This window comes from Micromonospora zamorensis (genome assembly GCF_900090275.1).
Lineage (GTDB): Bacteria > Actinomycetota > Actinomycetes > Mycobacteriales > Micromonosporaceae > Micromonospora > Micromonospora zamorensis.
Genome location: NZ_LT607755.1, coordinates 1218187 through 1242232 on the forward strand (window position 1 = coordinate 1218187; position 24046 = coordinate 1242232).

The 24046-nt window shown below is 69.0% G+C and carries 17 protein-coding genes; 13 read left to right on the forward strand and 4 right to left on the reverse strand.

Annotation, left to right across the window (positions count from 1 at the left end):
* Positions 1–12: 12 nt before the first annotated feature.
* Positions 13–1251, reverse strand: a complete 1239-nt coding sequence (locus GA0070619_RS05570) for a sugar ABC transporter substrate-binding protein (RefSeq protein ID WP_088947064.1) — start codon at positions 1249–1251, stop codon at positions 13–15.
* A 297-nt stretch (positions 1252–1548) separates the two neighbouring features.
* On the opposite strand from GA0070619_RS05570, the gene GA0070619_RS05575 reads away from it, so the two are divergent.
* Positions 1549–3384 carry an RICIN domain-containing protein gene (locus GA0070619_RS05575; RefSeq protein ID WP_088947065.1) on the forward strand — a complete coding sequence of 612 codons (1836 nt, stop codon included), beginning with the start codon at positions 1549–1551 and terminating at the stop codon, positions 3382–3384.
* Between the two features lie 191 nt (positions 3385–3575).
* Complete coding sequence (locus GA0070619_RS05580) at positions 3576–5150, forward strand: arabinofuranosidase catalytic domain-containing protein (RefSeq protein WP_197699602.1); 1575 nt, start codon at positions 3576–3578, stop codon at positions 5148–5150.
* Between the two features lie 77 nt (positions 5151–5227).
* Here GA0070619_RS05580 and GA0070619_RS05585 read toward each other — a convergent pair whose 3' ends face one another.
* Positions 5228–6562 carry an extracellular catalytic domain type 1 short-chain-length polyhydroxyalkanoate depolymerase gene (locus tag GA0070619_RS05585; RefSeq protein WP_172861985.1) on the reverse strand — a complete coding sequence of 445 codons (1335 nt, stop codon included), beginning with the start codon at positions 6560–6562 and terminating at the stop codon, positions 5228–5230.
* 267 nt (positions 6563–6829) lie between these two features.
* Here GA0070619_RS05585 and GA0070619_RS05590 point away from each other — a divergent pair, with 267 nt between their 5' ends.
* The 3 genes from GA0070619_RS05590 to GA0070619_RS05600 all read left to right on the forward strand — a co-directional run bounded on the left by GA0070619_RS05590 (position 6830) and on the right by GA0070619_RS05600 (position 11271).
* A complete protein-coding gene (locus tag GA0070619_RS05590) occupies positions 6830–7837 on the forward strand; it encodes a PaaX family transcriptional regulator (protein ID WP_088947067.1) in 1008 nt (335 codons plus the stop codon).
* Positions 7838–8292: 455 nt separating this feature from the next.
* The gene (locus GA0070619_RS05595; RefSeq protein ID WP_088947068.1) at positions 8293–9759 is read left to right on the forward strand and encodes an endo-1,4-beta-xylanase; all 1467 of its coding nucleotides are present in this window, start codon (positions 8293–8295) and stop codon (positions 9757–9759) included.
* A 126-nt stretch (positions 9760–9885) separates the two neighbouring features.
* On the forward strand, positions 9886–11271 hold the full coding sequence (locus tag GA0070619_RS05600) for an RICIN domain-containing protein (RefSeq protein ID WP_088947069.1): 1386 nt from the start codon (positions 9886–9888) through the stop codon (positions 11269–11271).
* A gap of 100 nt (positions 11272–11371) precedes the next feature.
* Here GA0070619_RS05600 and GA0070619_RS05605 read toward each other — a convergent pair whose 3' ends face one another.
* On the reverse strand, positions 11372–12142 hold the full coding sequence (locus GA0070619_RS05605) for a FadR/GntR family transcriptional regulator (RefSeq protein ID WP_088947070.1): 771 nt from the start codon (positions 12140–12142) through the stop codon (positions 11372–11374).
* A 147-nt stretch (positions 12143–12289) separates the two neighbouring features.
* Here GA0070619_RS05605 and GA0070619_RS05610 point away from each other — a divergent pair, with 147 nt between their 5' ends.
* From GA0070619_RS05610 to GA0070619_RS05645, 8 genes are all read left to right on the forward strand, one after another.
* Entirely contained in the window at positions 12290–13555 is a 1266-nt protein-coding gene (locus tag GA0070619_RS05610) for an ABC transporter substrate-binding protein (protein WP_088947071.1), read from the forward strand.
* A gap of 4 nt (positions 13556–13559) precedes the next feature.
* A complete protein-coding gene (locus tag GA0070619_RS05615; RefSeq protein ID WP_172861986.1) occupies positions 13560–14540 on the forward strand; it encodes a carbohydrate ABC transporter permease in 981 nt (326 codons plus the stop codon).
* Complete coding sequence (locus GA0070619_RS05620; RefSeq protein WP_088947072.1) at positions 14540–15367, forward strand: carbohydrate ABC transporter permease; 828 nt, start codon at positions 14540–14542, stop codon at positions 15365–15367. The genes GA0070619_RS05615 and GA0070619_RS05620 overlap by 1 nt, the downstream gene beginning before the upstream one ends.
* Position 15368: 1 nt before the next feature.
* Positions 15369–16592, forward strand: coding sequence for a mandelate racemase/muconate lactonizing enzyme family protein (locus GA0070619_RS05625; RefSeq protein WP_088947073.1), 1224 nt, complete (start codon positions 15369–15371; stop codon positions 16590–16592).
* 105 nt (positions 16593–16697) lie between these two features.
* A complete protein-coding gene (locus GA0070619_RS05630) occupies positions 16698–17723 on the forward strand; it encodes a zinc-dependent alcohol dehydrogenase (RefSeq protein ID WP_088947074.1) in 1026 nt (341 codons plus the stop codon).
* Positions 17720–18481, forward strand: coding sequence for an SDR family NAD(P)-dependent oxidoreductase (locus GA0070619_RS05635; protein WP_088947075.1), 762 nt, complete (start codon positions 17720–17722; stop codon positions 18479–18481). The genes GA0070619_RS05630 and GA0070619_RS05635 overlap by 4 nt, the downstream gene beginning before the upstream one ends.
* On the forward strand, positions 18478–19356 hold the full coding sequence (locus tag GA0070619_RS05640; RefSeq protein WP_088947076.1) for an amidohydrolase family protein: 879 nt from the start codon (positions 18478–18480) through the stop codon (positions 19354–19356). The genes GA0070619_RS05635 and GA0070619_RS05640 overlap by 4 nt, the downstream gene beginning before the upstream one ends.
* Positions 19353–20333 carry an aldo/keto reductase gene (locus GA0070619_RS05645; protein WP_231927287.1) on the forward strand — a complete coding sequence of 327 codons (981 nt, stop codon included), beginning with the start codon at positions 19353–19355 and terminating at the stop codon, positions 20331–20333. Before GA0070619_RS05640 ends, GA0070619_RS05645 begins: the two co-directional genes overlap by 4 nt.
* Before the next feature lie 109 nt (positions 20334–20442).
* Here GA0070619_RS05645 and GA0070619_RS05650 read toward each other — a convergent pair whose 3' ends face one another.
* The gene (locus tag GA0070619_RS05650; protein ID WP_088947078.1) at positions 20443–23988 is read right to left on the reverse strand and encodes a ThuA domain-containing protein; all 3546 of its coding nucleotides are present in this window, start codon (positions 23986–23988) and stop codon (positions 20443–20445) included.
* Between the last annotated feature and the right edge of the window lie 58 nt (positions 23989–24046).

Here is a 24046-nt window from a genome sequence, read left to right on the forward strand (position 1 = left end):
GGTTCGGCGTGCTTACCTGGTCGTGGCGGCGGCCTGCGCGGCGGTCAGCGCCTCGCGTGGCGACTTCCCGCCGCTGAGCGCCGCCTGCACCGCGGTCCACAGCGATTCGGAGATCTTCGGATACTTCGTGCCGAGGTTGTCGCCGGTGCGGCCCTTGGCCGCTCGGACCGCCTCGACCCACACCTTGAGCTTGGGGTCCGCGGTGGCCTGTCGATCCTGGACGGCGGCGACGGGCGCGACGTAGGAGAGCGTGGTGTCGGTGGTGAGGAGGTTGTCGGCGTTGGTCAGGCAGGCGACGAGCTTCTGCGACGTGTCGTACCGACCGGTGTTCTTCTGCACCGGGATGGAGACGAACTCACCGCCGGTGGGCGCGGGGGCCGGGCCACCCGCGCTGGCCGGGATCGCGATGGTGCCGTACGAGAAACCGAGCTTCTCCGCGTTGGCCAGCTGCCAGGTGCCGTTCTCGGCGAACGCGTAATCGCCGGTGGCGAACTCCTGCCAACTCGTGGTCTGGGTGTTGTTGATGACGGAGTTGGGGGCGTGGCCCTGCTTGAGCCAGTCCGTCCAGAGCGTCAGCGCGGACACCGCCTGCGGCGAGTCCAGAGTGGTCAGTTGGGCTCCCGATCCCCAGAACCAGGGCAGGAACTGGAAGCTGCCCTCCTCGGTGCCGATGGCCGAGAACGTGATGCCCTTCTTTCCCTTGGCCTTGACCGTGGTCAGTGCCGCGGTCAGGGACGTCCAGTCCTTGATCGTGGCCGGGTCGACGCCGGCGGCGGTCAGCAGATCCTTGTTGTAATAGAGGGCAAGTGTGTTCGCCCCGATCGGCACTCCGTACGTCCGGCCCTCGCTCTGGCCGGCGCCGAGCAGGTTCTTCTCCATGGCCGAGACGTCCAGCTTGTTGTCGTCGGTGGTGGTGAGGGCGCCGGCCTCGGCCAGTGTCGAGATCACCGGGTTGTCCACGATCAGCACGTCCGGCGAGTTGCCCTGCTGGGCGGCGAGCAGCGCCTTGTTGGTCAGGTCGGTGGTGTCGTAGCCGGTCCGCTCGACCGTCGCCCCGGCGGAGGTGCCGCACTTCTTGAGCAGCGTGACCCAGTCGGAGTCGTCGGCGAACTGCGGGTACGGGTCCCAGACGACGTAGGCGCCGCCTTCGGCGGGGTCGTCGGTGGACGACGAGCAGGCGCTGCCCGCCGCTGCGGCGAGCGCCATCACGACAACGGCGGCCACGCGCCGCCGACGACTGAGTCCTGTCATGTGTTGCCTCACTTCAAGTCGATCGTCAGGTGGGGTGTGCGGGTGACCGTCGCGGGCCGGACCCAGTCCGACCATGAGGCGAACCGATTCGCCGAATCGGTTCGCCCGAAGATAGGTCTGTCCACACCTGCGGGTCAAGGGATCGGCCAGCCCATCGGGGACCTGGGCGGAAACGCCAGCTTCATCGGGTCTTCACTTCATTGACACAGATCAGTCCCCGGTCCTACGATCCGTGCGAATCGATTCGCAAGTGCTGCCTCCGGAGAGCGTCCCCCGCGCCCCACCAAGGAGCCGCCCGTGAAAACCCCGTCCCGCGGCAGGTCAGACCGAGCCCGTGCGCTCGTCGCCCGACTCGTGGTCGGCCTGCTCGCCGCCGCTGCCGCCGTAACCGTCGTCCCGTCCCCGGCCCAGGCAGCGAATGAGTCGATCAGCGTCGACTTCTCCGCGACCAGCGGCACGCCGACCTACCGTGCATCCGGCTGGATCTACGGCATGACCGAGAACGCCAGCGGCCCGGCTGACCACTTCTACCGAGACGTCAAGTTCCAGTACATGCGCGCCGGTGGCGCACAGCTTCCCGGCAGCGGCTGGGTCGGTGGCACCTACGACCGGCGGTGGAACTCCACAGTCGCCCAGGCCCGTCGGACCACGGCCCTCGGTGGGAAGTTCATCATCCTGCCGCACGACCTGTGGGGCGCCGACGGTGCCGGCATCTCCCGCTTCCCCGGCGACAACGGCAACTGGACCGACTACGACAACTTCCTGACCCGCCTCATCAGCGACGTCCGGGCGTCCGGGCTGTCCGTGCAGTGGGACATCTGGAACGAACCCAACATCACCATCTTCTGGAACCGTCCGATCTCGCAGTACCTCGAACTGTGGCGCCGCACCTACCAGCGCATCCGAGCGGAGTTCCCCAGCCAGCTCATCGTCGGGCCGAGCTGTGCCTGCGTGCCGTCGACGACGCACACCTTCTGGAACCAGTACCTGGACTTCGTCCGCTCGACCAACACCGTGCCGGACATCATCAGCTGGCACTCGCTGCCGGGAGACCCGGTCGCCAACGTCGCCGCCGCCAACGCCACCCTCGACCCGCGCGGCATCGCCCACCCGCGGCCGTACCAGATCAACGAGTACGGCGCCCCCGACGAGCAGAACCCGGCCGACGGCGCCTGGTACATCGCGCGCCTGGAGCGGGCCCGGGCGGACGGCCTCCGGGCGAACTGGGCCAGCGGCGGCAGCCTGCACAACGACCTCGGCAACCTGCTGATCCGCAACTCGGCCGGTCAGCACCAGCCCAGGGGCGAGTGGTGGGCCTACCGCTTCTACGCCTCGCAGGCCGGGCAGATCGTCGCGGTGACCCCCAGCCAGTCCTACGACGCGTACGCCACCAGGGCGACCGGCGCGGCGAAGGTGCTGGTCGGTGGTGGTCGTACCACAGGGAACCTGACCGTCAACCTGCAACGCCTGGACACCACCAGCGGCATCGTGCAGAACAACCAGGTCCGGGTCCTCACCCAGCGCATTCCCCACAACGGCGGCGGCGCCGTGCAGGGGCCGGTCACCGTCTCGAACAGCGTGGTCGGCGTCTCCAACAACAACGTCACAGTGACAGTGCCGTACGCCAACCAGACCGACACCTACACGGTCACCCTGCTACCGCCGTCGGACGGCGGCTTCCAGTCGGTGGCGGTGGCCCAGCACTCGCAGCAGTGCCTGGACAACCCCAACCTGAGCACCGCCGACGGCACGGTCCAGCAGCAGTTCTACTGCGAGGGCGGTGATCAGCAGCTCTGGAACTTCCGCCCGGTCGCCGGGGTGGCCAACACCTACACGGTGATCAACCAGCAGAGCGGCAAGTGCCTCGACGTCAGTGGCGTGTCCACCGCCGACGGCGCGGCCGTGCACCAGTGGACCTGCCTGAACGGCACCAACCAGCAGTTCACCCTGCGCAAGGTGACCTACTCGGGCAACGACTCGCACGACTACCAACTCGTCGCCCGGCACAGCGGCAAGTGCGTCGACGTCAGCACGGTTTCCACGGCGGCGCGGGCGCCGGTCCACCAGTGGACCTGCATCGGAGCCGGCCAGGGCAACCCGCTGAACCAGACGTGGCGGGTCCTGGGCCGGTAGGCGTCTCGGGGGAGGTGAGGCGCTGGCTGTCCGCCCACCGGCAGCGCTCACCAGAGACACACATTTATTGACATGAATTCAACAAAGGTCATACGATTCGCTGCGAATCGATTCGCCATCACCGCCGCCGCGACCACCGCCCTGGCGCGTCGACAATCCCCCGCGCCCTCACGACTCCGAGGAGCAACCTCGTGCGAACCCCGTCCCCCGGTGGGCCAGGAAAAGCCCCCGAACTCATCCCGAGGCGCCATCGCGCCCAACGCCTGACTGCCCTGGCCGGCGCGCTGGTCGGCGTTCTCGTCGGCATCGGCGCCACCCCCGGCGCCCCCTCGCCGACCGCCGAGGCAGCCGCTGCGGCACCGCTGGCGGCAGCCATCGAGCCGGGGCAGAGCACCCCGATCATCGGTGCGGCGTCCGGCCGCTGCCTCGAAGTGCCCAACTCCAGCACCACCAACGGCACTCAGACGCAACTGTGGGACTGCAACGGCGCTGCCGGCCAGACCTGGACCTGGACGTCGACCAGGCAACTCCAGGTGTACGGCAACAAGTGCCTGGACGCCTCCGGCCGAGGCACCACCAACGGCACCCAGGCGATCATCTGGGACTGCAACGGCCAGAACAACCAGCAGTGGAACGTCAACAGCAACGGCACCGTCACCGGCGTGCAGTCCGGGCTCTGCCTCGACGCCAACGGCGCCGCCACCGCCAACGGCACCAAAATCATCCTCTGGGCCTGCAACGGCGGCACCAACCAGCAGTGGGCCTCGCCGACGACCCCGCCTCCGACCAACCCGCCGACCGGTTCACGCCCGTGCGACATCTACGCCTCCGGCGGCACCCCGTGCATCGCGGCGCACAGCACGACGCGGGCGCTCTACGAGGCGTACGCCGGCAACCTCTACCAGGTGCGGCGTTCGTCGGACAACACGACCCGCAACATCGGGCTCACGGGTACGGGTGGCACCGCCAACGCGGCGACCCAGGACTCGTTCTGCTCCGGCACGACCTGCGTGATCACTGTCGTCTTCGACCAGTCCGGGCGCGGCAACGACCTCTGGTACCAGGGGTCGAGCGTGGTTCCGGGGTCACCGCAGAGCAGGCCGGCGACCGCGACGTCGGAGTCCCTGACGGTGGGCGGCGCCAAGGCGTACTCGCTCTACATCAACCCCGGCAACAGCTACTGGCGCGACGGCCACCTGACCGGGGTGCCCACCGGCGCGGCTCCCGAGGGCATGTACATGGTGACCAGCGGCACGCACGTCAACAGCGGCTGCTGTTTCGACTACGGCAACAGCGAGACGACGAGGAAGGCCGACGCCGCCGGGGCGATGGACGCCATCAACTTCGGTACGCAGTGCTGGTTCGGCGGCTGCTCGGGCAGTGGCCCCTGGGTGCAGGCCGACCTGGAGTGGGGTCTGTTCCCCGGCGGAAGCAGCTCCTGGAACCCGAACCAGCGCGCCTTCACCAGCAAATTCGTGACCGCGACACTCAAGAACAACGGCGTGAGCCGCTTCGCCATCAAGGGCAGCAACGCCCAGTCCGGCAGCCTCTACACGCTCTGGGACGGCTCGCTCCCGCCGGGATACAGCCCGATGAAGAAGCAGGGCGCGATCATCCTGGGCAGTGGCGGTGACTGCTGCAAGCCCGACGGCGGCGCGAACCTGAGCGCCGGCACCTTCTACGAGGGGGCCATGGTCGCCGGCTATCCGTCCGACGCCACCGAGAACGCCGTGCAGGCCAACGTGGTGACCGCCGGTTACCGCTGACCATGCCGGAACGATCCGTGCGCCGGTCACCACCGAAGTGGTGACCGGCGCACGGCCTCGTCGGGCGTCGGCTGGTGTCAGGAGACCGCGCAGGATGCGCCGTTGAGGGTGACCGCGCTGGGCTTGGCGGTGTTACCAGAGTGCGTGGCCTGGAAGCCGATCGTCACCGACCCGTTGGCGGGGATGCCGGCGTTGTAGGCGACGTTTTTGGCAGTCACCTGCCCGGAGCTCGGGGAGTAGGAGGCGTTCCAACCTGAGGTGATGGTCTGCCCGGAGGGCAGGGTGAAGACCAGGGACCAGCCGTTGACGGCGGTGGTGCCGGTGTTGGTGACGGTGATGTTCTCGGTCAGGCCGGTGTTCCAGGCGTTGATGGCGACTGTCACACCGCAGGCGCCGGGAGCCGGCGGCGGTGTGGTCGGGGGCGGCGTCGTCGGGGGCGGCGTGGTCGGCGGCGGGGTCGTCGGGGGCGGCGTCGTCGGGTTGGTCAGGCCGAAGAACTGGATGGCGGACGCGGCCATGCCGCCGGAGGGCAGGCTGTGCCCGGCGCCCTGGATGCTGTACGCCTCGACCTGGACGGTGCCGCTGGTGTCGGCGTACCTCCGCCGGTTCCAGTTGGCCTGGGGAGTGTCGGTGGAGGTCGGTGTCTGGCTCAACCCGAACACGTTGGTCCACTGCTCGATCGTCTCGGTCAACAACGAGTACGGCACGAGGGTGTCGTTGGTGCCGTGCCACAGCTGCACGGGCGGGCGGGGGCCGGAATAGCCGGGGTACGCCTGGCGCACCGCGTCACCCCACTGCTGCGGGGTCCGGTTCATGGCACCGCCGGTGCACTGACTGCTGGTGGGTGGGAAGTCCGCCGCGTTGGCGAAGCAGTTGTACGGCACCCCCATGAACGCCGCGCCGGCCTTGAACAGGTCGGGATAGAGGGCGAGCATGTGGTTGGTCATCATGCCGCCGGACGAGCTGCCGGTGGCGTAGACGCGGTCCGGGTCGGCGGCGTACTGCTGTTGGACGTGCCGGACCATCGAGACGATCGACACCGGGTCGCTGCCACCGCCGCGGCGCTTGGCAGCGTCCGACCAGACGTCGAAGCAGTTGCCGAAGCCGGCCTGCTGGGTCGCGGACGGGTAGATCACGATGAACCCGTACCGGTCGGCGAGGCTGGCGAACTCGCTGCCGGAATAGAAGCCGGGGCCCGACCCGCCGCAGCCGTGCATGGCCACCACGGTGGCCGGCCTGGCCGGGCGGTTGTCCGGCACGTAGACGTGCATGCGCATCCGGCCCGGGTTGTCGCCGAAGCTGGTGACCTCGGTCAGCGACGCCGCGTACGCGGGTCGGATCGCGGGGACCACCAGGCCGGCAGCCACCAGTGTCATGGCGAGGGCGAGCAGCAGTTTCCTTCTGGTTCTCAACGAACGACTCCTTCGGTTGCCTGTGCAGGCTGGGACTGGCTGCGCGGTCCGCTGGCGGGGACGCCCGACTCCCGCGGGTGATCGCGCGATGCCCGCTGTCTGTGACTCGCCCTGCCCGGCTCCGGACGGCATCGTGTGGCAATTAGTGTTCCCCGAGGACCGACAAGTGTCAATCGAAGCCCCTCTATCGAGGGCGGCCACCGCGGCCCGGCTCGGCGGCGGTCCGTCTACAGTCGTCACACCGTCCCTGAGGAGCACGGAGCGCCTGTGGCAAGCCCGTTCGACATCGACGAGATATATCCGGACGACGGAGACCAGCCACTCCGACTGCCCCGGCGGCAGGTGGGCAACTCACCCCAGGGAGTCGCGGTGACCCTGCTGGCGGACTACACGCTGCGGACCAGGGCTGCCCTCCCGTCCGCCGCCATCGTGGAGCTGCTCGCCGAGACCGGTGTGACCACGGCCGGGGCGCGTACCGCGATCAGCCGGCTGGCCCGTCGTGGCGTCCTGGAGGGCAGTCGGCTGGGGCGGCGCAGTTCCTACCGGCTCAGCCGGGCGGCCGCCGCCAACCTCTCCGCCGGCGGCCACTGGATCATCACCTCCACCACCGCGGCGGCACTGTGGGACGGGTGCTGGACGGTCGTCGCCTTCTCGCTGCCCCAGGGCCTGAGCACGCAGCGACGGGCCCTGCGCGCCCAGCTCCGCTGGCTCGGATACGCGCCGTTGTACGACGGGTTGTGGATCTCGCCCCGCGAACTGACCGCTCCTGCTCGGGCCCAGCTCGACCAGCTCACCCACGGTGCTGTCACGGTGTTTCGCGGACGGCAGGTCGCGCTCTACTCGGCCGGTCACCGTGCCCCGATCGAGGCCTGGGACGTCGAGGCGATCAGTCGCAGCTACGAGGAGTTCCTCCGGCGCTGGACGCCACTGTTGCCCCCGGTGGCGTCCGGGGCGGTCGACGGAGCCGCCGCTGTGCGGGCCCGTACCGAGATCATGGACACCTTCCGCCGTTTTCCCGTCCTCGACCCGCAACTGCCCGTGGAACTCCTTCCGGACGGATGGCTCAGGCGGCCGGCCCGCGAGTTGTTCGCGGCCGTCTACGACGGCCTCGCCGCACCCGCCGAACGACACGTACGGGCGGTCGTCGCCCGTTTCACCGATGCCGCCCAGCCCGGCATCGAGGCGCACACCACCGCCGACATCCTCGCCGGACTGCGGGTCGACGCGGACCCGGCCCAGCCGGCCCCGGGCGGCCCGGCCACCGGTTGCCCGTGAACCGCGAGAAGTCGACGGTCGTCCTCGGCTGACGACTGTGAGCGATAACAGCGTTGCCGTACGGCAGCACCCCGGCGGCGCGGCGCTGCGGCTCGTCCGCCTGGTCGCATGGCGGCTGAGCACGGCTGCTGCGGGCCCGTTGGTACCGGGCGAAACGCGGCGTTCCGGGAGATGGGCGTGAACGGCTCGTTACGTCTTGACGAACGACATGTTATCGCTCACTCTCGATATAGAGGCCGATCGTTGTGGTGGCTCACCGGGCGAGCCGCACGGGTCGTACCTCCGATCGCGACGTCCCCAGGGCATGCGGACGTCACCTCGGGACCCGGCAGGTGCCGGCAGTCCTCTCGGACCGGGCGCGCCGACGCCTGGTGGCCAGGATGGCAGGCTCGGCCATCTGTCCCGAGTGAAGTGGCACATCACCACCACCGATGCAACCACTGAAAAGGAACGACATGAAGCCCATGAGAAAGATGCTGGCGGCGGCGACCCTCGCCGTCGCCCTCACCACCGGTATGACGGTGGCGCTGAATCCCGCAGCCGCCGCTGGCACGACCCTGAAGGCCGCGGCGGCGGAGAAGGGCCGCTATTTCGGTGCGGCCGTCGCGACGGGCAAGCTCTCGACCAGCGCGTACACGACCATCCTGAACCGTGAGTTCAACAGTGTCGTGGCCGAGAACGAGATGAAGTGGGACGCCACCGAGCCGCAGCAGGGCCAGTTCAACTATGGCGGTGGTGATCGGTTGGTCAGTCATGCGCAGGCCAACGGCATGAGCGTGCGGGGTCATGCGCTGTTGTGGTATCAGCAGCAGCCGGGCTGGGCGCAGGGGATGTCGGGTAGCGCGTTGCGGAACGCGGCGATCAACCATGTGACGCAGGTGGCGACGCATTTCCGGGGCAAGATCCACTCGTGGGATGTGGTGAACGAGGCGTTCGCCGACGGTGGTAGTGGTGGGCGTCGTGACTCGAATCTGCAGCGCACCGGTAACGACTGGATCGAGGCGGCGTTCCGGGCGGCGCGGGCGGCGGATCCGGGTGCGAAGTTGTGTTACAACGACTACAACACCGATGGGATCAACGCGAAGTCGACGGGCATCTACAACATGGTGCGGGACTTCAAGTCCCGTGGTGTGCCGATCGACTGTGTGGGTTTCCAGTCGCACCTGGGCACGTCGTTGGCCGGTGACTACCAGGCCAACCTGCAGCGTTTCGCCGATCTCGGTGTGGACGTGCAGATCACCGAGCTGGACGTGATGACCGGCGGCAACCAGGCCAACATCTACGGCTCGGTCACCCGCGCCTGCCTGGCTGTCTCGCGCTGCACCGGCATCACCACCTGGGGCGTACGCGACTGTGACTCGTGGCGGGGTTCGGACAACGCCCTGCTCTTCGACTGCAACGGCAACAAGAAGGCCGCGTACACGGCCGTCCTGGACGCGCTCAACTCCGGCTCGACCCCGCCGACCACGCCTCCGCCGGGCTCCGGGGTGGACACCAGCGCCTGGTACGTCCTGCTGAACCGCAACAGCGGCAAGGCCCTGGACGTGTACGCCAACGCGACCACTGACGGGGCGCGAATCAGCCAGTGGACACGCAACAACGGCGTGAACCAGCAGTGGCAGTTCGTCGACTCGGGCGGCGGCTACTACCGGCTGAAGTCGCGGAACTCCAGCAAGGTGCTCGACGTCTACAACTTCTCCACCGCCGACGGTGCGGCGATCGTGCAGTGGAGCGACGGCAACGGCACCAACCAGCAGTTCCGGCTCGCCCAGTCATCCGATGGCTACGTACGTGTGATCAACCGCAACAGCGGCAAGGCCGTCGAGGTGCAGGGCGCGTCCACCGCCGACGGCGGGAACATCGTCCAGTACGCCGACTGGGGTGGCAGCAACCAGCAGTGGCAGCTGGTCCGCATCGGATAGTGACCGCCGCATCTCGCCCGCACCCATCCCCCCAGACGTGCTGACGCCACCACCAGACGTCGGCACGCACGCCAGGGCACCCGCGTGCGTTCTGCTCGTGGATGACCCCGATCGAAGGAGTGGACCATGAAGGCCATCGGTGAGGCTCGTCCCGCCTCTCCAAGGAGACGTCGCTGGCGGTCAGGCTTGGCCGCAGCGGCGGCCGCGGTCATGGCGGCCAGCACGCTCGTCGCGGTCAACGCGGCCCCCGCCACTGCGGCGACCGTGGACACCAACGCCTGGTACGTCCTGGTCAATCGCAACAGCGGCAAGGCGTTGGACCTGTACGGCTCGGCCACCAACGACGGCGCACGGATCAGCCAGTGGACCCGGAACAACGGCGCGAACCAGCAATGGCAGTTCGTGGACTCCGGGGGAGGCTTCTACCGGCTGAAGTCCCGGCACTCGGGCAAGGTCCTCGACGTCAGCAACTTCTCGACCGCCGACGGCGGAGCGATCGTGCAGTGGTCCGACCTCAACGGGACCAACCAGCAGTTCCGGCTGGCCGACTCCGACGGCGGCCACGTGCGGCTGATCAGCCGGCACAGCGGCAAGGCCGTCGAGGTGCAGGGAGCGTCCACCGCCGACGGTGGCAACATCGTGCAGTACGCCGACTGGGGTGGCGCCAACCAGCAGTGGCAACTCGTCCCCACGGACAGCGGCAACCCGCCGCCGACAGGCGGCAGCGGGTGCGGCAAGGCGCCGACGCTCTCCAGTGGCACGCACACCATCCAGACCAACGGCAAGAGCCGCACCTTCATCCTGCGGGTGCCCGCGAACTACAACAACAGCAACCCGTACCGGCTGATCTTCGCGTTCCACTGGCGAGGCGGCACCATGCAGGAGATCTCCTCCGGCGGCACGAGCGGGACCCCGTGGTCCTACTACGGGCAGCAGGAGCAGTCGAACAACAGCGCGATCCTGGTCGCGCCTCAGGGGTTCGGCAACGGCTGGGGCAACGCCGGCGGTGAGGACATCACCTTCGTCGATGACATGATCACCCGGATCGAGAGCAGCCTCTGCGTCAACCCGAGGCAGCGCTTCGCCCTCGGCTTCAGCTGGGGCGGCGGCATGAGCTACGCCATCGCCTGCGCGCGGCCCACCGTCTTCCGGGCCGTCGCGGTCATCTCCGGCGGGCAGATCAGCGGGTGCAGCGGCGGCACTCAGCCCATCGCGTACTTCGGGTTGCACGGCATCTCGGACAACGTCCTGAGCATCTCCCAGGGGCGGTCGTTGCGGGACACGTTCGTCCGCAACAACGGTTGCACCGCGCAGAACCCGCCCGAGCCGGGCGCGGGCAGCCGCACCCACATCACGACCACCTACTCGGGCTGCCGGTCCGGTTACCCGGTGCAGTGGGCGGCGTACGACAACGGTCACATGCCCGGTCCGGTGGACGGCACCTACGCCGAGAGCGGCATCACGACCTGGACCAAGGGTGAGATCTGGAGGTTCTTCGCGCAGTTCTCCTGATCCCGGTCGCCGGCGAGGCCGGCGCTGACATCGGCGGTGGCGCCTGCTCCGAGATCGCGGGAGCAGGCGCTGCCGCCCTCAGCGTTGGAGCTGCCGCCCTTCAGCGTTGAAGACGTACCGGCTTGCCCGAGCCGCTGCGGCGGACCAGCCAGGCCTCGGTGATGTGGGTGAACATCGCCTGGGCGGCGCCCTCGGAGTCGTGGGCGGCGATGCGCTCGTAGATGCGTCGGTGGCCCTTGTTGGATGCCACGCACAGCGAGCGTTCGGTGCGGCCCATGTAGCGGGCGGTGTTGATGACCTGGCTCTCCAGTGCCCGCACGACGCCGCGGGCGATGCGGTTCCCGGATGCCTGCATGATCGTGTCGTGGAAGGCCCGGTCATGGTCGTGGTACGTGACGTGGTCGTCGACGAGCTCGTCCATCCGGTCCACCATGGCGCGCAGCCGGTCGACGGTCTCGGCGTCGGCGAGGCGGGCGGCGACGTTCGCCATGTCGGACTCCAGCACCCGCCGGGTGACGACGAGGTCGTCGAGAATGGCGAGGCTGTCGTCCTCGGCGATGGTGGCCGCGAGGACGAGCTCGTCGAGCATGTCCCAGTGTGACGGTGGGGTGACCATGGTGCCGGCACCCTGGCGGACCTGCACCAACCCCTTCTCCTGAAGGATCTTGACGGCTTCCCGGACGACGGTCCGGCTCACGGAGAAGGTGTCGCAGAGGACCGGTTCGGGTGGCAGGGACGTCCCGGACGGGTGGACGCCACGCACGATGCGCTGCACGAGTTCGGCGGTGACCGCCCTGGCGAGGTTGGTCGGTCGACGCACCCACTCCGGGGTCCCCGGATTGTTCAGGGCTGTCTCCTGCGCTGGCGTCATGTCCCCCTCCGAATGGCTCGCCGTGGCACGACGTCGACATCAGTCTACGGCCGACTATTGACGTCACACGTCATACGAGTTACTTTCCGATCAACAATGGCATGGCGGCCCGTCCGCCGGCCACCCCACGTTCAGAGGTGACAACTGATGAGACAGCGCTCAATGTGGTCGGCCGTCCTCGTTGTGGGACTGGCCTTGGCCGGCTGTGGCAGTGCCAGCGATTCGGGCAAGTCCAGCGGCGGTTCGGACGACAAGTTGGTGGTGTGGGACTGGAAGTCCGGCGAGCCGTTCGCGAAGTCGTACCTGGACAAGGCGAAGGCCGACTTCAAGAAGAAGCACGCCAACGTCACTGTCGAGTTCGTCGCGCAGCCCTTCGACCAGTACTACACGCTGCTCGGTGCGGCCATCCAGTCCGGCAAGGGCCCGGACGTCATGCTGTTCAACGGCGGTGGCCAGATCCGCGACCGGGTGGACGCGCTGGTGCCGCTCGACGACTACGTGGCCGAGGACAAGCAGCGGTTGGCCGGCTGGGAGGCGTTCGCCAAGGACGGCAAGACCTACGCCGCACCGGTGACGCTGCAGGGTTACCCCATCTACTACAACAAGGCGGTCTACCAGAAGGCGAACCTCGACCCGGCGAGCCCGGCCACCACGTGGGACAAGTTCGTCGCCGACTGCGCCGCCATCGCCAAGGCCGGCTCCAAGTGCTTCGCCCTCGGCAACAAGGAGGGCGTCGGCATCCAGTTCTGGCTCTCCAGCATGGGCTCGACCACCCTCACCGCCGCGGAGTACGACGCCTGGATCACCGGCAAGCGCGACTGGAACTCGGCAAACGTCAAGCGGGTCTTCCAACTCTGGAAGGAGACCGGTGAGAAGAAGATGAACAGCGACGGGGCCAACTCGACCGCCATGTTCAACGACTCCTTCGCACTCTTCCAGTCCGGCAAGGCCGCGCACGTCATGGGCCTGATGTCGGACGTGGGGCACTGGCAGGACTTCAACGAGTTCCTCACCCCGGAGAAGCTCGGCGTCATGAAGGCCCCGGTCGTCACCGCCGGCACCACCCCGAGCCTCCCGTACGACGGTGGCATCGGCTACGCGGTCGCCAAGTGGACGAAGGACCCGAAGGTGGCCGCCGACCTGGTGCGCTCCCTGAGTTCGGCCGACGCGCTGAAGGCGTTCTACGCCGACGCCGGCGCGATCGCCGCCGACACCACCATCGACGTGTCGCAGGGCGGGCCGGCGGTCTCCACGATCGTCAACGAGCTGAAGAGTGGCAAGCCCGCGCTGCACGTCGCGCTCTCCTCGAAGACGCTCGACCTGATGGGCCGCCTCTCCCAGCAACTGCTCAGCGGTTCGATCACCGTCGACGAGGTGGTGAAGCAGTTGGCCGCTTCCGACCAGGCGGGCTGACCTCGTGCCAATCGGAAACACGCAACCGTCGGTCCGTCTGGCTCCGGCCGGACGGGCCGGCGGGGCGGCGGGCACCCCCGCCGCGCACCGGGGTGGCGTACGCCCCCGTCCCGACCGGGGCGGGCTGCGCGCGGAACGCTTCGCCCCCTACATCCTGGTCGCCCCAGCCGTCCTGATCATCGTGCTGCTGCGGCTCTACCCGCTGATCCTCGGGGTCAACTTCTCCTTCACCGGCGACGGTGCGCAGAACGGGACGGCCGTCGGTTTCGGCAACTATCGGGAGCTCTTCGCCGACCCGCTGTTCCAGACCGCGCTGAAGAACGTCGGGCTGCTGGTGCTGCTGCTGCCGGTGGCGGTGGCGATCCCCGGTCTGCTCGCGACGTTCATCTACCTGCGGGTGCCCGGTCACCGCTTCTACCGCAGCGTCTACTTCTTTCCCGCGGTGCTCTCACCGGTCATCGTCGGTGCGATCTTCAACCTGCTGCTCGCCTTCGACGGCCCCCTCAACGCCGTCCTCTCCTCGGTCGGTGTCGATCCGATCGACTGGCTCGGTGACCCGGGCATCGCGATGTTCATGGTGGTCGGCGTGCACATCTGGGCCACCTTCGGCATGGCCCTGGTGGTGTTTCTCGCCGGGTTCGCCACGCTGGACCCCGCGCTGCTGGACGCCGCCCGCGTGGACGGGGCGTCGCTGCGCCAGGTGGTCTGGCACGTGATCGTCCCGAGCCTCTCGCGCACCATCCAGTTCGTCTTCGTGACCACGATGATCGGGATGCTGACCTCGATGTTCGGGCTGCTCTACGTCATGACCAGCGGCGGGCCGGAGGGGTCGACGTACCTGCCGGAGTTCTACATCTGGAAGCAGCAGGGCCAGATGAACCGTCCCGCTCTCGCGTCGGCCGCGTCGACGATCCTCTTCATGATCATGCTCGTGGTGGGGCTGTTGCAGATCAAGCTGCTCGAACGATCCGGAAAGGAGGATTGATGTCTCGCCTCCGCCTGGGCTGGTGGCTGATCGCCATCCCCATGTCGTTGCTCGCCCTGGCGACGATCTACCCCCTGCTGTTCACCGCCAACGTCGCGATGAAGACGCGCCGTGACTACATCCTCGACCGGTTCTCCCTGACCGACGCTCTGCGTTGGGAGAACATCAGCACGGCGTGGAACAGCGTCGGGATGGGCCGCTACTTCGTCAACTCGCTGTTCGTGGTGACGGCGTCGGTGCTCCTGCTGCTGCTGCTCGGGTCGATGGCCGGCTTCGCCCTGAGCCAGTTGCGGTTCCGTGGCTCGTCGGCGTTGTTCCTGGGCTGCCTCGCGGGGCTCTTCATCCCGTTCCAGGTGATCATGGTGCCGCTCGCCCGGATCATGGCCGACACCGCGCTCATCGACACGTACCCGGGCCTGATCCTGGTCTACGTGGCCCAGTTCCTGCCCTTCACCGTCTTCCTGATGACGAGCTACTACAAGGGCATCCCGTCGGAGATCGTCGACGCGGCCCGCATCGACGGCAACACCGTGTACGGCGTGTACCGCCGGATCATGCTGCCCCTGGGCACCCCGGCGCTGCTGTCGGTCGGCATCCTCAACGCCCTGTTCTGCTGGAACGACGTCCTCATGGCACTGGTGATGATGCCGTCGGCCGAACACCGGACGCTGATGATCGGGGTGACCTCGCTGCGCGGGCAGTACTCCGACAACATCCCCACCTTCGCCTCCGGGGTGCTGATCGCCGCGATACCCGTCCTGTTGGTCTACCTGTTCCTCCAGCGCCAAATTGCCGACGGTGTAGCCGCCGGTTCCACGAAGGGTTGACATGCGCATCACGGGATATCGGACGCTCACCACGGTCCAGGAATGGAGGCGGCCGGTCGGCGATGCCAACGGCATCTTCGCCGACGGGGTGGTCCCGGTCTCGATCGTCGTCGTCGACACCGACGAGGGCATCTCGGGCGTCGGCCTCGGGCCGCACGTCGAGATCGAGCGGGTCTTCGCCGCCATCGAGGGCGAGGACCCGCGCGCGGTGACGACCCTCTACGACCGCATGTTGCGGCACACGTTCAAGGCGGGCCACGCGGGCCCGGTGTTCGGCACCATCGGCGCTCTCGACACCGCACTCTGGGACATCAAGGCGCAGGCCGCCGGTGAGCCGTTGTGGCGGCTGCTGGGCGGACGTGACCGGCGCGTTCCCGCCTACGCGTCCGGCCTGGACATCGGGCTGACCGACGACGAGCTCGTCTCCGAGTACGAGGTCTACGCCAGCCACGGCCTGCGGGCCGCCAAGCTCAAGGGTGGCCTCGACATCGAGCGCGACCGGCACCGGCTCTGCCTGGTCCGGGACGTCCTGACCGAGGCCGGCCACGGCCGGCGGCCGGGTCTGATGCTCGACGTGAACGAGGCATGGACCCGCAAACAGGCCGTTCGGCACGTCTGCGAACTCGAACGCAGCCTGGACCTCATCTGGATCGAGGAGCCCGTCCGACGCTGGGACGCCGAGGGCAACGCCGCGGTGAGCAGAGGAGTGCGCGCGTCGGTCGCCACCGGGGAAAACCTCACCGGGCTCGAACAGTACCGCCCGCTGATCGCCGCCGGCGCGGTCGACGTCGTCCAGATGGCCGCCGTCTGGGGAGTCACCCACTTCCTGCGGGCGTCCGCCCTGGCACACGCCCACGACCTGCCGGTCAGCCCGATCGGCAACAGCCCGATCGGGCTGCTGCACGCCGCGACCTCGGTGCCGAACCATCTGACCAGCGAGCTGCAGGACCTGCACCGACCGGTCGGGGTCTTCATCGACCTGCACGTCGAGGACGGTGCCTTCGTCCTCGGCGACTCACCCGGGCTGGGTGTCCGGGTCGACGAGGAGCTGATCCGGGCCGCCAACCGCCGCCCGCAGCCCCAGACGGCCGACAGCCCCAACGTCCGGCCGGAGCGCGCCGGCCGTCGGCTGCTGGCCGGGGTCGACGGCATCGTCCCCGGCCGCCAGGTGCCCGTCGTGTCGCTGAACTCGCACAACGACGTGGCACCCACCGCGCGGCACTGAGCTGACCACCACATCAAAGGGAACGTGGGTGCACCGCCACGGCGGTGCACCCATGACCATGCCGGTCGGCACGACCGACGTACCGACCGTCGAGACGGAGGATCGATGAAGGCAGTCGTCTACCGGGGGGCGCGTCACCTCGGAATCGAAGAACGCGAACCGGTGCCACCCGGTCGCGGCCAGGTGCGGATCGAGGTGGCCTACACCGGAATCTGCGGCACGGACCTGCACATCTACCACGGGGACATGGACGCCCGGGTCGGTGACTCCGCGATCATCGGCCACGAGATGTCCGGGCGGATCGCGGCCCTCGGCGAGGACGTCGACGGCTGGAGCGTCGGCCAGGCCGTCACCGTGATGCCGACCCAGCCGTGCGGGCAGTGCGCCGCCTGCGAGCGCGGCAACTCCCACGTCTGCCACGCCATGAACTTCCTCGGTATCGACTCACCGGGCGCCATGCAGTCCTCCTGGAACGTGCCGGTGGAGCTGGTCCTGCCGCTGCCCGAGGAGTTGCCGCTCGACCACGCGGCGCTCGTCGAACCGGTCGCGGTCGCCGTGCACGATGTCCGACGGGGGAACGTGACCGCCGACGACCAGGTGGTCGTGGTCGGCGGTGGGCCGGTAGGTGTCCTCATCGCCACCGTCGCGCAGAGCCGCGGCGCACGGGTGCTCCTCGTCGAGCCGGACCCGTTCCGCCGCGAGGTGGCGGGCGGGATCGGGATCGAGGCCGTCGACCCGGGATCGACAGATGTCGTGGCACTGGTCAACGACCGCACCGACGGCGCGGGCGCCGACATCGCCTTCGAGGTGTCCGGCTCCGCGGCCGGCGTCACCACGGCGGTCGACGTCCTCACCACCCGGGGTCGGCTGGTGATGGTGGCGATCCACCCCAAGCCGCGCGAGGTGAACCTGCACCGGTTCTTCTGGCGCGAGCTGGAACTCCTGGGTGCCCGGCTGTACCAGCGCGACGACATGGTGGAGGCGATCCGGTTGGTCGCCTCGGGCGCGATCCCGGCGCGACAGCTCATCTCCCGCGTCGAACCGGTCCAGGCGGCCGCCGATGCCTTCACGGCCCTGGAAGGTGGCGGCGTCATGAAGGTGTTGCTCGACCTGCGGGAGGGCACCCAGTGACCGCCCTGTTCGACCTGTCCGGACGGACCGCCGTCGTGACCGGGGCGCGGCGCGGTATCGGCCTCGCCATGGCCGAGGCCCTGGCCCTGGCCGGTGCCGACATCGTCGGGGTCTCCGCCCAGCTCGAAGCGACCGGCAGCGAGGTGGAACGCCGGGTGCGGGCCGCAGGCCGCGGGTTCACCGCGCTGCGGGCCGACCTCGGCGACCGCGCGGCCGTGCACCGGCTGGCCCGGGACATCACCGCTCTCGGGCCGATCGACATCCTGGTGAACAACGGCGGCACGATCGCCCGTACTCCGGCCGCGGAGCACCCGGACGAGATGTGGGACCACGTGATCGAGGTGAACCTCAGCAGCCAGTTCGTCCTGAGCCGGGAGATCGGCCGGACGATGGTCGAGCGGGGCCGAGGGAAGATCATCTTCACGGCGTCGCTGCTGAGTTTCCAGGGTGGCATCACGGTCCCCGGCTACGCCGCGTCCAAGTCGGGGGTGGCCGGTCTGACCAAGGCGTTGGCGAACGAGTGGGCGGCCCACGGGGTGAACGTCAACGCCATCGCCCCCGGCTACATCGCTACCGACAACACCCAGGCGCTGCGCGACGACCCCGACCGTGCCCCGGCGATCCTCACCCGGATCCCGGCGGGTCGGTGGGGCCGGGCCGACGACCTCGGTGGCGCCGCGGTCTTCCTGGCGTCGGCGGCATCCGACTACGTCAACGGAATCGTCCTGCCCGTCGACGGCGGCTGGCTGGGCCGATGACGGGCGCAGAGGTGCCCGGACGAGCCGGGATCGTCGACGCGCACCACCACCTCTGGGTCCGCGCACGGCACCCCCAACCGTGGATCGACCCGGTGACCATGGCGGCCATCGACGCCGACTTCGAACCCGCGGGTCTCGCGCCGGTGGCCCGGGCCGCCGGGGTCACCGCGACCGTGGTGGTGCAGTCCATCGCCTCGGAGGCGGAGACGGTGGACCTGCTGGCCGTCGCGGCCGGGGACGCCCTCGTCCGTGGTGTCGTGGGCTGGGTGGACCTGACCGCCGACGACGTCGTCCAGCGCCTCGGACGCCTGCGGGCCGCACCGGGCGGGGAACGCCTCGTCGGCATCCGCCACCTCGTGCAGAGCGAGACCGACCCGGCGTACCTGGACCGCCCGGACGTCCGCCGGGGGATCGCGGCGGTCGGCGCGGCCGGCCTGGTCTTCGACCTGCTGGTCCGCCAACACCAGCTGCCCATGGCCGCACGCCTGGCGCACGACCTGCCGGAGGTGCGCTTCGTGCTCGACCATCTGGGCAAGCCCGCGTTGGGCCGTCCGGAGATGACCGAGTGGACTCGCGGTCTGCGGGCGTTGGCGGCCTCGCCCAACACGACGGCGAAGCTCTCCGGTCTGGTGACGGAGGTGGAGCGGTCGCCGTGGACGACGGAAGATCTCCGACCGGCCGTCGAGGGCGCGCTCGACACGTTCGGACCGGACCGACTGATGTACGGCTCGGACTGGCCGGTCTGCCTGCTCGCCAGCTCGTACCCGCGATGGGTCGAGGCGCTGGCGGAGTTGCTGGGCGACCACGACGAGGCCGACCAGGCGCTGCTCTGGGGGGACACGGCGCGGCGCGTCTATCGGTTGGAGGCGTCGTGAGGGTGCGAGCACTGCCGCGTCGCCCGAAGGTGCGTCTCACCGAGCTGGGCTTCGGTGCGGCCCAGGGTGGCAACCTGTACCGGGCCACGACGGACGAGGAGTTCGCGTCGGCAGTCGACACCGCGTGGGAGGCGGGCGTCCGGTACTACGACACCGCGCCGCACTACGGGCTCGGTCTGTCCGAGCGCCGACTCGGCGCCGCGTTGCGGCACCGCCCGCGCGACGAGTACGTCGTGTCGACGAAGGTTGGGCGACTGCTGGTGCCGTCGCCGCAGGACGCCCACCTGCGGGACTCCGACGGGTTCGATGTCCCCGCGAGCCACCGGCGGGTGTGGGATTTCAGCCGCGACGGCGTCCTTCGCTCGATCGAGGCCAGCCTGGATCGCACCGGGCTGGACCGGATCGACATCGTCTACCTCCACGACCCGGACGACCACTGGGAGTGGGCCGCCAGTGAAGCCGTGCCGGCCCTGGTCGAGCTGCGTGACCAGGGCGTGGTGGGTGCCATCGGCGCTGGCATGAACCAGTCGGAGATGCTGGCCCGGTTCGTGCGGGAAGCCGACGTCGACGTGATGATGTGCGCCGGGCGGTACACCCTGCTGGAGCAGGGCGCGGCCGATGACCTGCTGCCCGCCGCCCAGAGTCGCGGGGTGGGCGTGGTCATCGCGGGTGTCTACAACTCGGGGCTGCTGTCGCGGGACCGGCCGCCGGCTGACGCGGTCTACAACTACCAGCAGGCCCCGGCAGAGTTGATCGAGCGGGCGCGGCGGATCGCGACGGTCTGCGAAACGTACGGCGTCACCCTGCCGCAGGCGGCACTGGCCTTCGTCCGCCGGCATCCGGCGGTGGTGTCAACGGTGGTCGGTGTGCGCAACACCTCCCAGGTCGCCGAGGCGGTGCGACGCTCGGAGGCCGTCGTGGCGGAGGAACTCTGGGACGCGTTGGCGGCGGCGGGGCTGCTCGCCACGGCGCACTAGGGCGACGCTCTCCCTCTCAGCCTGACGACGACGTCCCGGCCGGGACCGGCTCCGCTCATCGGATACCGGTCCCGACCGGGACGTCATTCGCTACGGCGACAGCCGCGGGTCACACCGCGGTGAACCGCCACTGCTGGTTGGCCGCACTGTGGCAGGTCCACTGCAACAGTCGGGCGCCGTCGGTGGTGGCGGCGCCGTTGACGTCCACGCACAGCCCGCTCAGCACGCTGCGCACCGTGTAGACCCCCGAGGTGCCCGTCGCGGTCGCGGTGAACTTCTGCTGGTTGCCGTTGTTGCAGGTGGCCTGCTGGAGGAAGGCACCCGCCGCCGTGGAGCTGCCGACGACCTCGACGCACTTGCCGCTGTGCACGGCCTTCAGGTAGACCGCACCGCTACCGGCGTCGACGGCCTGCCACTTCTGGTTGTTGCCCCCAGTGGCCGCCCACTGGGTGATCTGAGCGCCGTCGGCGGTGGAGACACCGCTGACGTCCATCAGCTTGCCGCTGTGCTGGGCCGTGACCGTCCAGGTCTTGCCCGCCAGGCCACCACCGGTGCCGGGTGTTCCGACGCCGTTGCCGCCGAAGGTGTGCGAGTCCAGATCGAACGAGTTGTTGCTGTTCTTGAACACCATGTAGAGCGTCTGTGTCCCGCTGAGCGCGGAGACGCTCACCGGAGTCGTGGACTGGTAGTTGTCCCAGCCGCCCGTACTGGGCACCGTGGTGGTGGCCAGCAGGGTGCCGGTCGGCGAGCCGGCGCGCAGCTCGATCGAACCGCCACCGGACGGCGACGACACCCGGTAGCTGACCGTCGAGATGCCCGACAGGCTCATCGGGCTGAACGCGATCCAGTCGTTGGTGGAGATGTCACCGACGCGCTTGGTGCTCTCCGCAGCCGCCTGGTCGACGACCCGGATGCCGGACTGGCTGCTGAAGTACTCGGACTGCTTGTGCTTCGGCTGGAGAATCGCCTGCGCGGTGCCGGTGAGCGGTGCCGCGCCCCCCGCGCCACCGTTGTCGGTGTAGCGAGCGTTCAGCACGTAGAACAGGTTGGCGCCGTCCGGGTGACCACCGAGCAGGTCGGTGGAGATGGTGCCCGAGCAGCCCGGGTACTCGGTGGTCTCGTGCGCGTGGTCGTCGTGACCGAGCGCGGGGTTGAGGACCACCTTCGAGCAGTCGACAGTGCCGCCGTCCGGGTCGGTCACGGTGATCTGGTACGACACCTTGTCACCGAAGGTGAGCATGCCGCCGTTGGATGGCGTGGTGATGGTGACCACCGGGGCGCTGTTGCCGACGGTGATCTGGACGTTGGCGAAGCCCGTCTTACCGGTGTTGTCGGTGACCTTCAACTGCGCGGTGTAGTTGCCGTTGGCGGTGTACACCTTCGACGGGTTCGCGGCCGTGGAGCTGGTGCCGTCACCGAACGTCCACTGGTAGCTCAGCGTGTTGCCGGGGTCCGGGTCGGATGTGCCCGCGCTGCTGAACTGGACGGTGAGCGGCGAGGTGCCACTGGTGGGCGTGCCGGTGGCCTTGACGATCGGTGACCGGCCGCCCTGGATGTAGTCGATCCGGTAGAGCCCGGAGTCGCTGTTGCCGCCACCGAAGTTGGTGCCCCACTCCAGCAGGTAGAGCGAGCCGTCCTTGCCGAACTCCATGTCCATCGGCTTGTTGAACCCGCCACCGGGCAGGAACGGGTTGGTGCGGGTCACCGCCGTGGAGGAGTCGAAGTGCACCTCCTTGACGTAGCTGCGCGACCACTCGTAGAAGAAGTGCACCCCGTCGTAGTAGGGCGGGAACTTCGTCGCGGACGGGTTCGACGCGTCGTACCGGTAGACCGGGCCGCCCATCGGCGCGGAGCCTCCGGAGCCCAGCTCCGGGAAGGTCGTCGAGGCGGGGTAGCCGTACCAGAGGTTCGGCATGACGACCGGCTTCAGGCTGGTCAGACCGGTGTTGTTCGGCGAATTGTTGACCGGCGCGGAACAGTTGAACTTCGAGCCGACGACGCCGGTGTCCGGGTTGAACGGCGCGTACGGCTGGTTGTTGCCGTGGCAGAACGGCCAGCCGTAGTTGCCCGGCGTCTTGATCACGTTGAGCTCGACCAGGCCCTCGGGGCCGCGGTTGGTGGTGGGCGGGTTGCGGTCCGGCCCGTAGTCGGCCAGGTAGACCCAGCCGGTGGCCGCGTCGATCGAGAAGCGGAACGGGTTGCGGAAGCCCATCGCGTAGATTTCCGGCTTGGTCTGCGCGGTGCCCTGCGGGTAGAGGTTGCCGGTCGGGATGGTGTAGCTGCCGCTGGCTCCGGGGCGGATGCGCAGCAGCTTGCCGCGCAGGTCGTTGGTGTTGCCGGCGGTCCTGGCGGCGTCGAGGTTGGACTTGCCTGACCGCCAGTCCAGCGGGGCGTAGCCCTGCCAGTTGGGGTCGAGGTTCGGCGGCGTGTCGTCGCCGGTGCCGATGTAGAGGTTGCCGTCGGGACCGAACTCGATGTACCCGCCGGTGTGGCCGGGCTCCGGGAACGTCCGGTCACGGTACGCCGGGATGTCGATGATCGTCACACCGCTGGACATGTTCAACGTGTCGCCGGAGAGCGTGTAGCGGGAGACGCGGTTGACGTCGGTCGTGCTGCTCGCCGGCGAGTGGTACAGGTACACGTACCCGTTGGTGGCGAAGTTGGGGTCCAGCGCCATGCCGGTGAGACCGTCCTCGCCGCCGGTGTAGACGCTCAGCGTGCCGGCGGTGACAGTGCTGTTGGTGGAGGGCTTGAAGATCTTCAGTTGCCCGCCGCGTTGGGCGTAGAGCACCCGCCCGTCGGGGGCCACTGCCATCGCCATCGGGTCGACGGTGTTGTCGTCGAGGGTGCGCTTTTCGAAGTTGCCCCAGACGGTGCCGCCGCAGTCGCCGGCGACGTTGCCGGCGGCCCACCGGACGCCACCGAGGACGTGGTTGCGGAAGTTCGTCTCACTGTAGGAGTCGATCGCGTGGCCCATCGCGGTGGCCCACACCCGCCCACCACCGGCGTTGCGGCACCAGGAGATCGGGTGGTCCGGGCCCATCGCCCGGGACCCCGGGTTGTACGTGCGCTCGTCGGCGGTCACCAGGACGTGCACGTTGCCGCGCGGGTTGGTGTCGAAGTTGTACCACTCCTCGCTGCGGTTCCAGCGATCCGGCAGACCGGCCGTCGACGGGTGCTGCTTGTCGGCGACGATGGCGGTGCCGGGCAGCACGCCGGGGGAGTGTTCGGGCATGTGGGCGCCGCCGTTGATGGTCTGGTCCCACCACGGGTACTCCGACTCGATGCCCATGTCGGTGGCGTTGTGGACGCCGACGATGCCCTTGCCGCTGGCGAGGTAGCCCTCCACCGCCTGGCGCTGCGCCGCCGAGGTCCAGACCATGCCGGAGGTCTGGAACATGATGATGACGTCGAAGGTCGCCAGGTTGCTGGCGGTGAAGACGCTGGAGTCCTCGGTCGCCACCAGCTCGAAGTTGTTCGCCGCCGCCTGCTGCTGGAACATGGCGATTCCGGCGGGGATCGAGTCGTGCCGGTAGCCGGCGGTCTTGGTGAACAGCAGGGCACGGAAGGCCGGGGCCGCCGATGCGGGTGGGGCGAGTCCGAGCGACAGTAACAGGCCGGCGATCACCGCGATGATCAATGTATTGCGACGCATGCCGTCTCCTAGGTTGTGCGGTGGTGGGGTGCGATCACGGGCCCTACGGTGCGTCAGG

What these genes read in the sequence shown, in the direction of transcription:
- GA0070619_RS05605 (WP_088947070.1), bottom strand. Translation starts at nt 12,142, where the DNA reads ATGACGCCAGCGCAGGAGACAGCCCTGAACAATCCGGGGACCCCGGAG.
- GA0070619_RS05625 (WP_088947073.1), top strand. Translation starts at nt 15,369, where the DNA reads ATGCGCATCACGGGATATCGGACGCTCACCACGGTCCAGGAATGGAGG.
- GA0070619_RS05600 (WP_088947069.1), top strand. Translation starts at nt 9,886, where the DNA reads ATGAAGGCCATCGGTGAGGCTCGTCCCGCCTCTCCAAGGAGACGTCGC.
- GA0070619_RS05640 (WP_088947076.1), top strand. Translation starts at nt 18,478, where the DNA reads ATGACGGGCGCAGAGGTGCCCGGACGAGCCGGGATCGTCGACGCGCAC.
- GA0070619_RS05620 (WP_088947072.1), top strand. Translation starts at nt 14,540, where the DNA reads ATGTCTCGCCTCCGCCTGGGCTGGTGGCTGATCGCCATCCCCATGTCG.
- GA0070619_RS05630 (WP_088947074.1), top strand. Translation starts at nt 16,698, where the DNA reads ATGAAGGCAGTCGTCTACCGGGGGGCGCGTCACCTCGGAATCGAAGAA.
- GA0070619_RS05650 (WP_088947078.1), bottom strand. Translation starts at nt 23,988, where the DNA reads ATGCGTCGCAATACATTGATCATCGCGGTGATCGCCGGCCTGTTACTG.
- GA0070619_RS05595 (WP_088947068.1), top strand. Translation starts at nt 8,293, where the DNA reads ATGAAGCCCATGAGAAAGATGCTGGCGGCGGCGACCCTCGCCGTCGCC.
- GA0070619_RS05570 (WP_088947064.1), bottom strand. Translation starts at nt 1,251, where the DNA reads ATGACAGGACTCAGTCGTCGGCGGCGCGTGGCCGCCGTTGTCGTGATG.
- GA0070619_RS05610 (WP_088947071.1), top strand. Translation starts at nt 12,290, where the DNA reads ATGAGACAGCGCTCAATGTGGTCGGCCGTCCTCGTTGTGGGACTGGCC.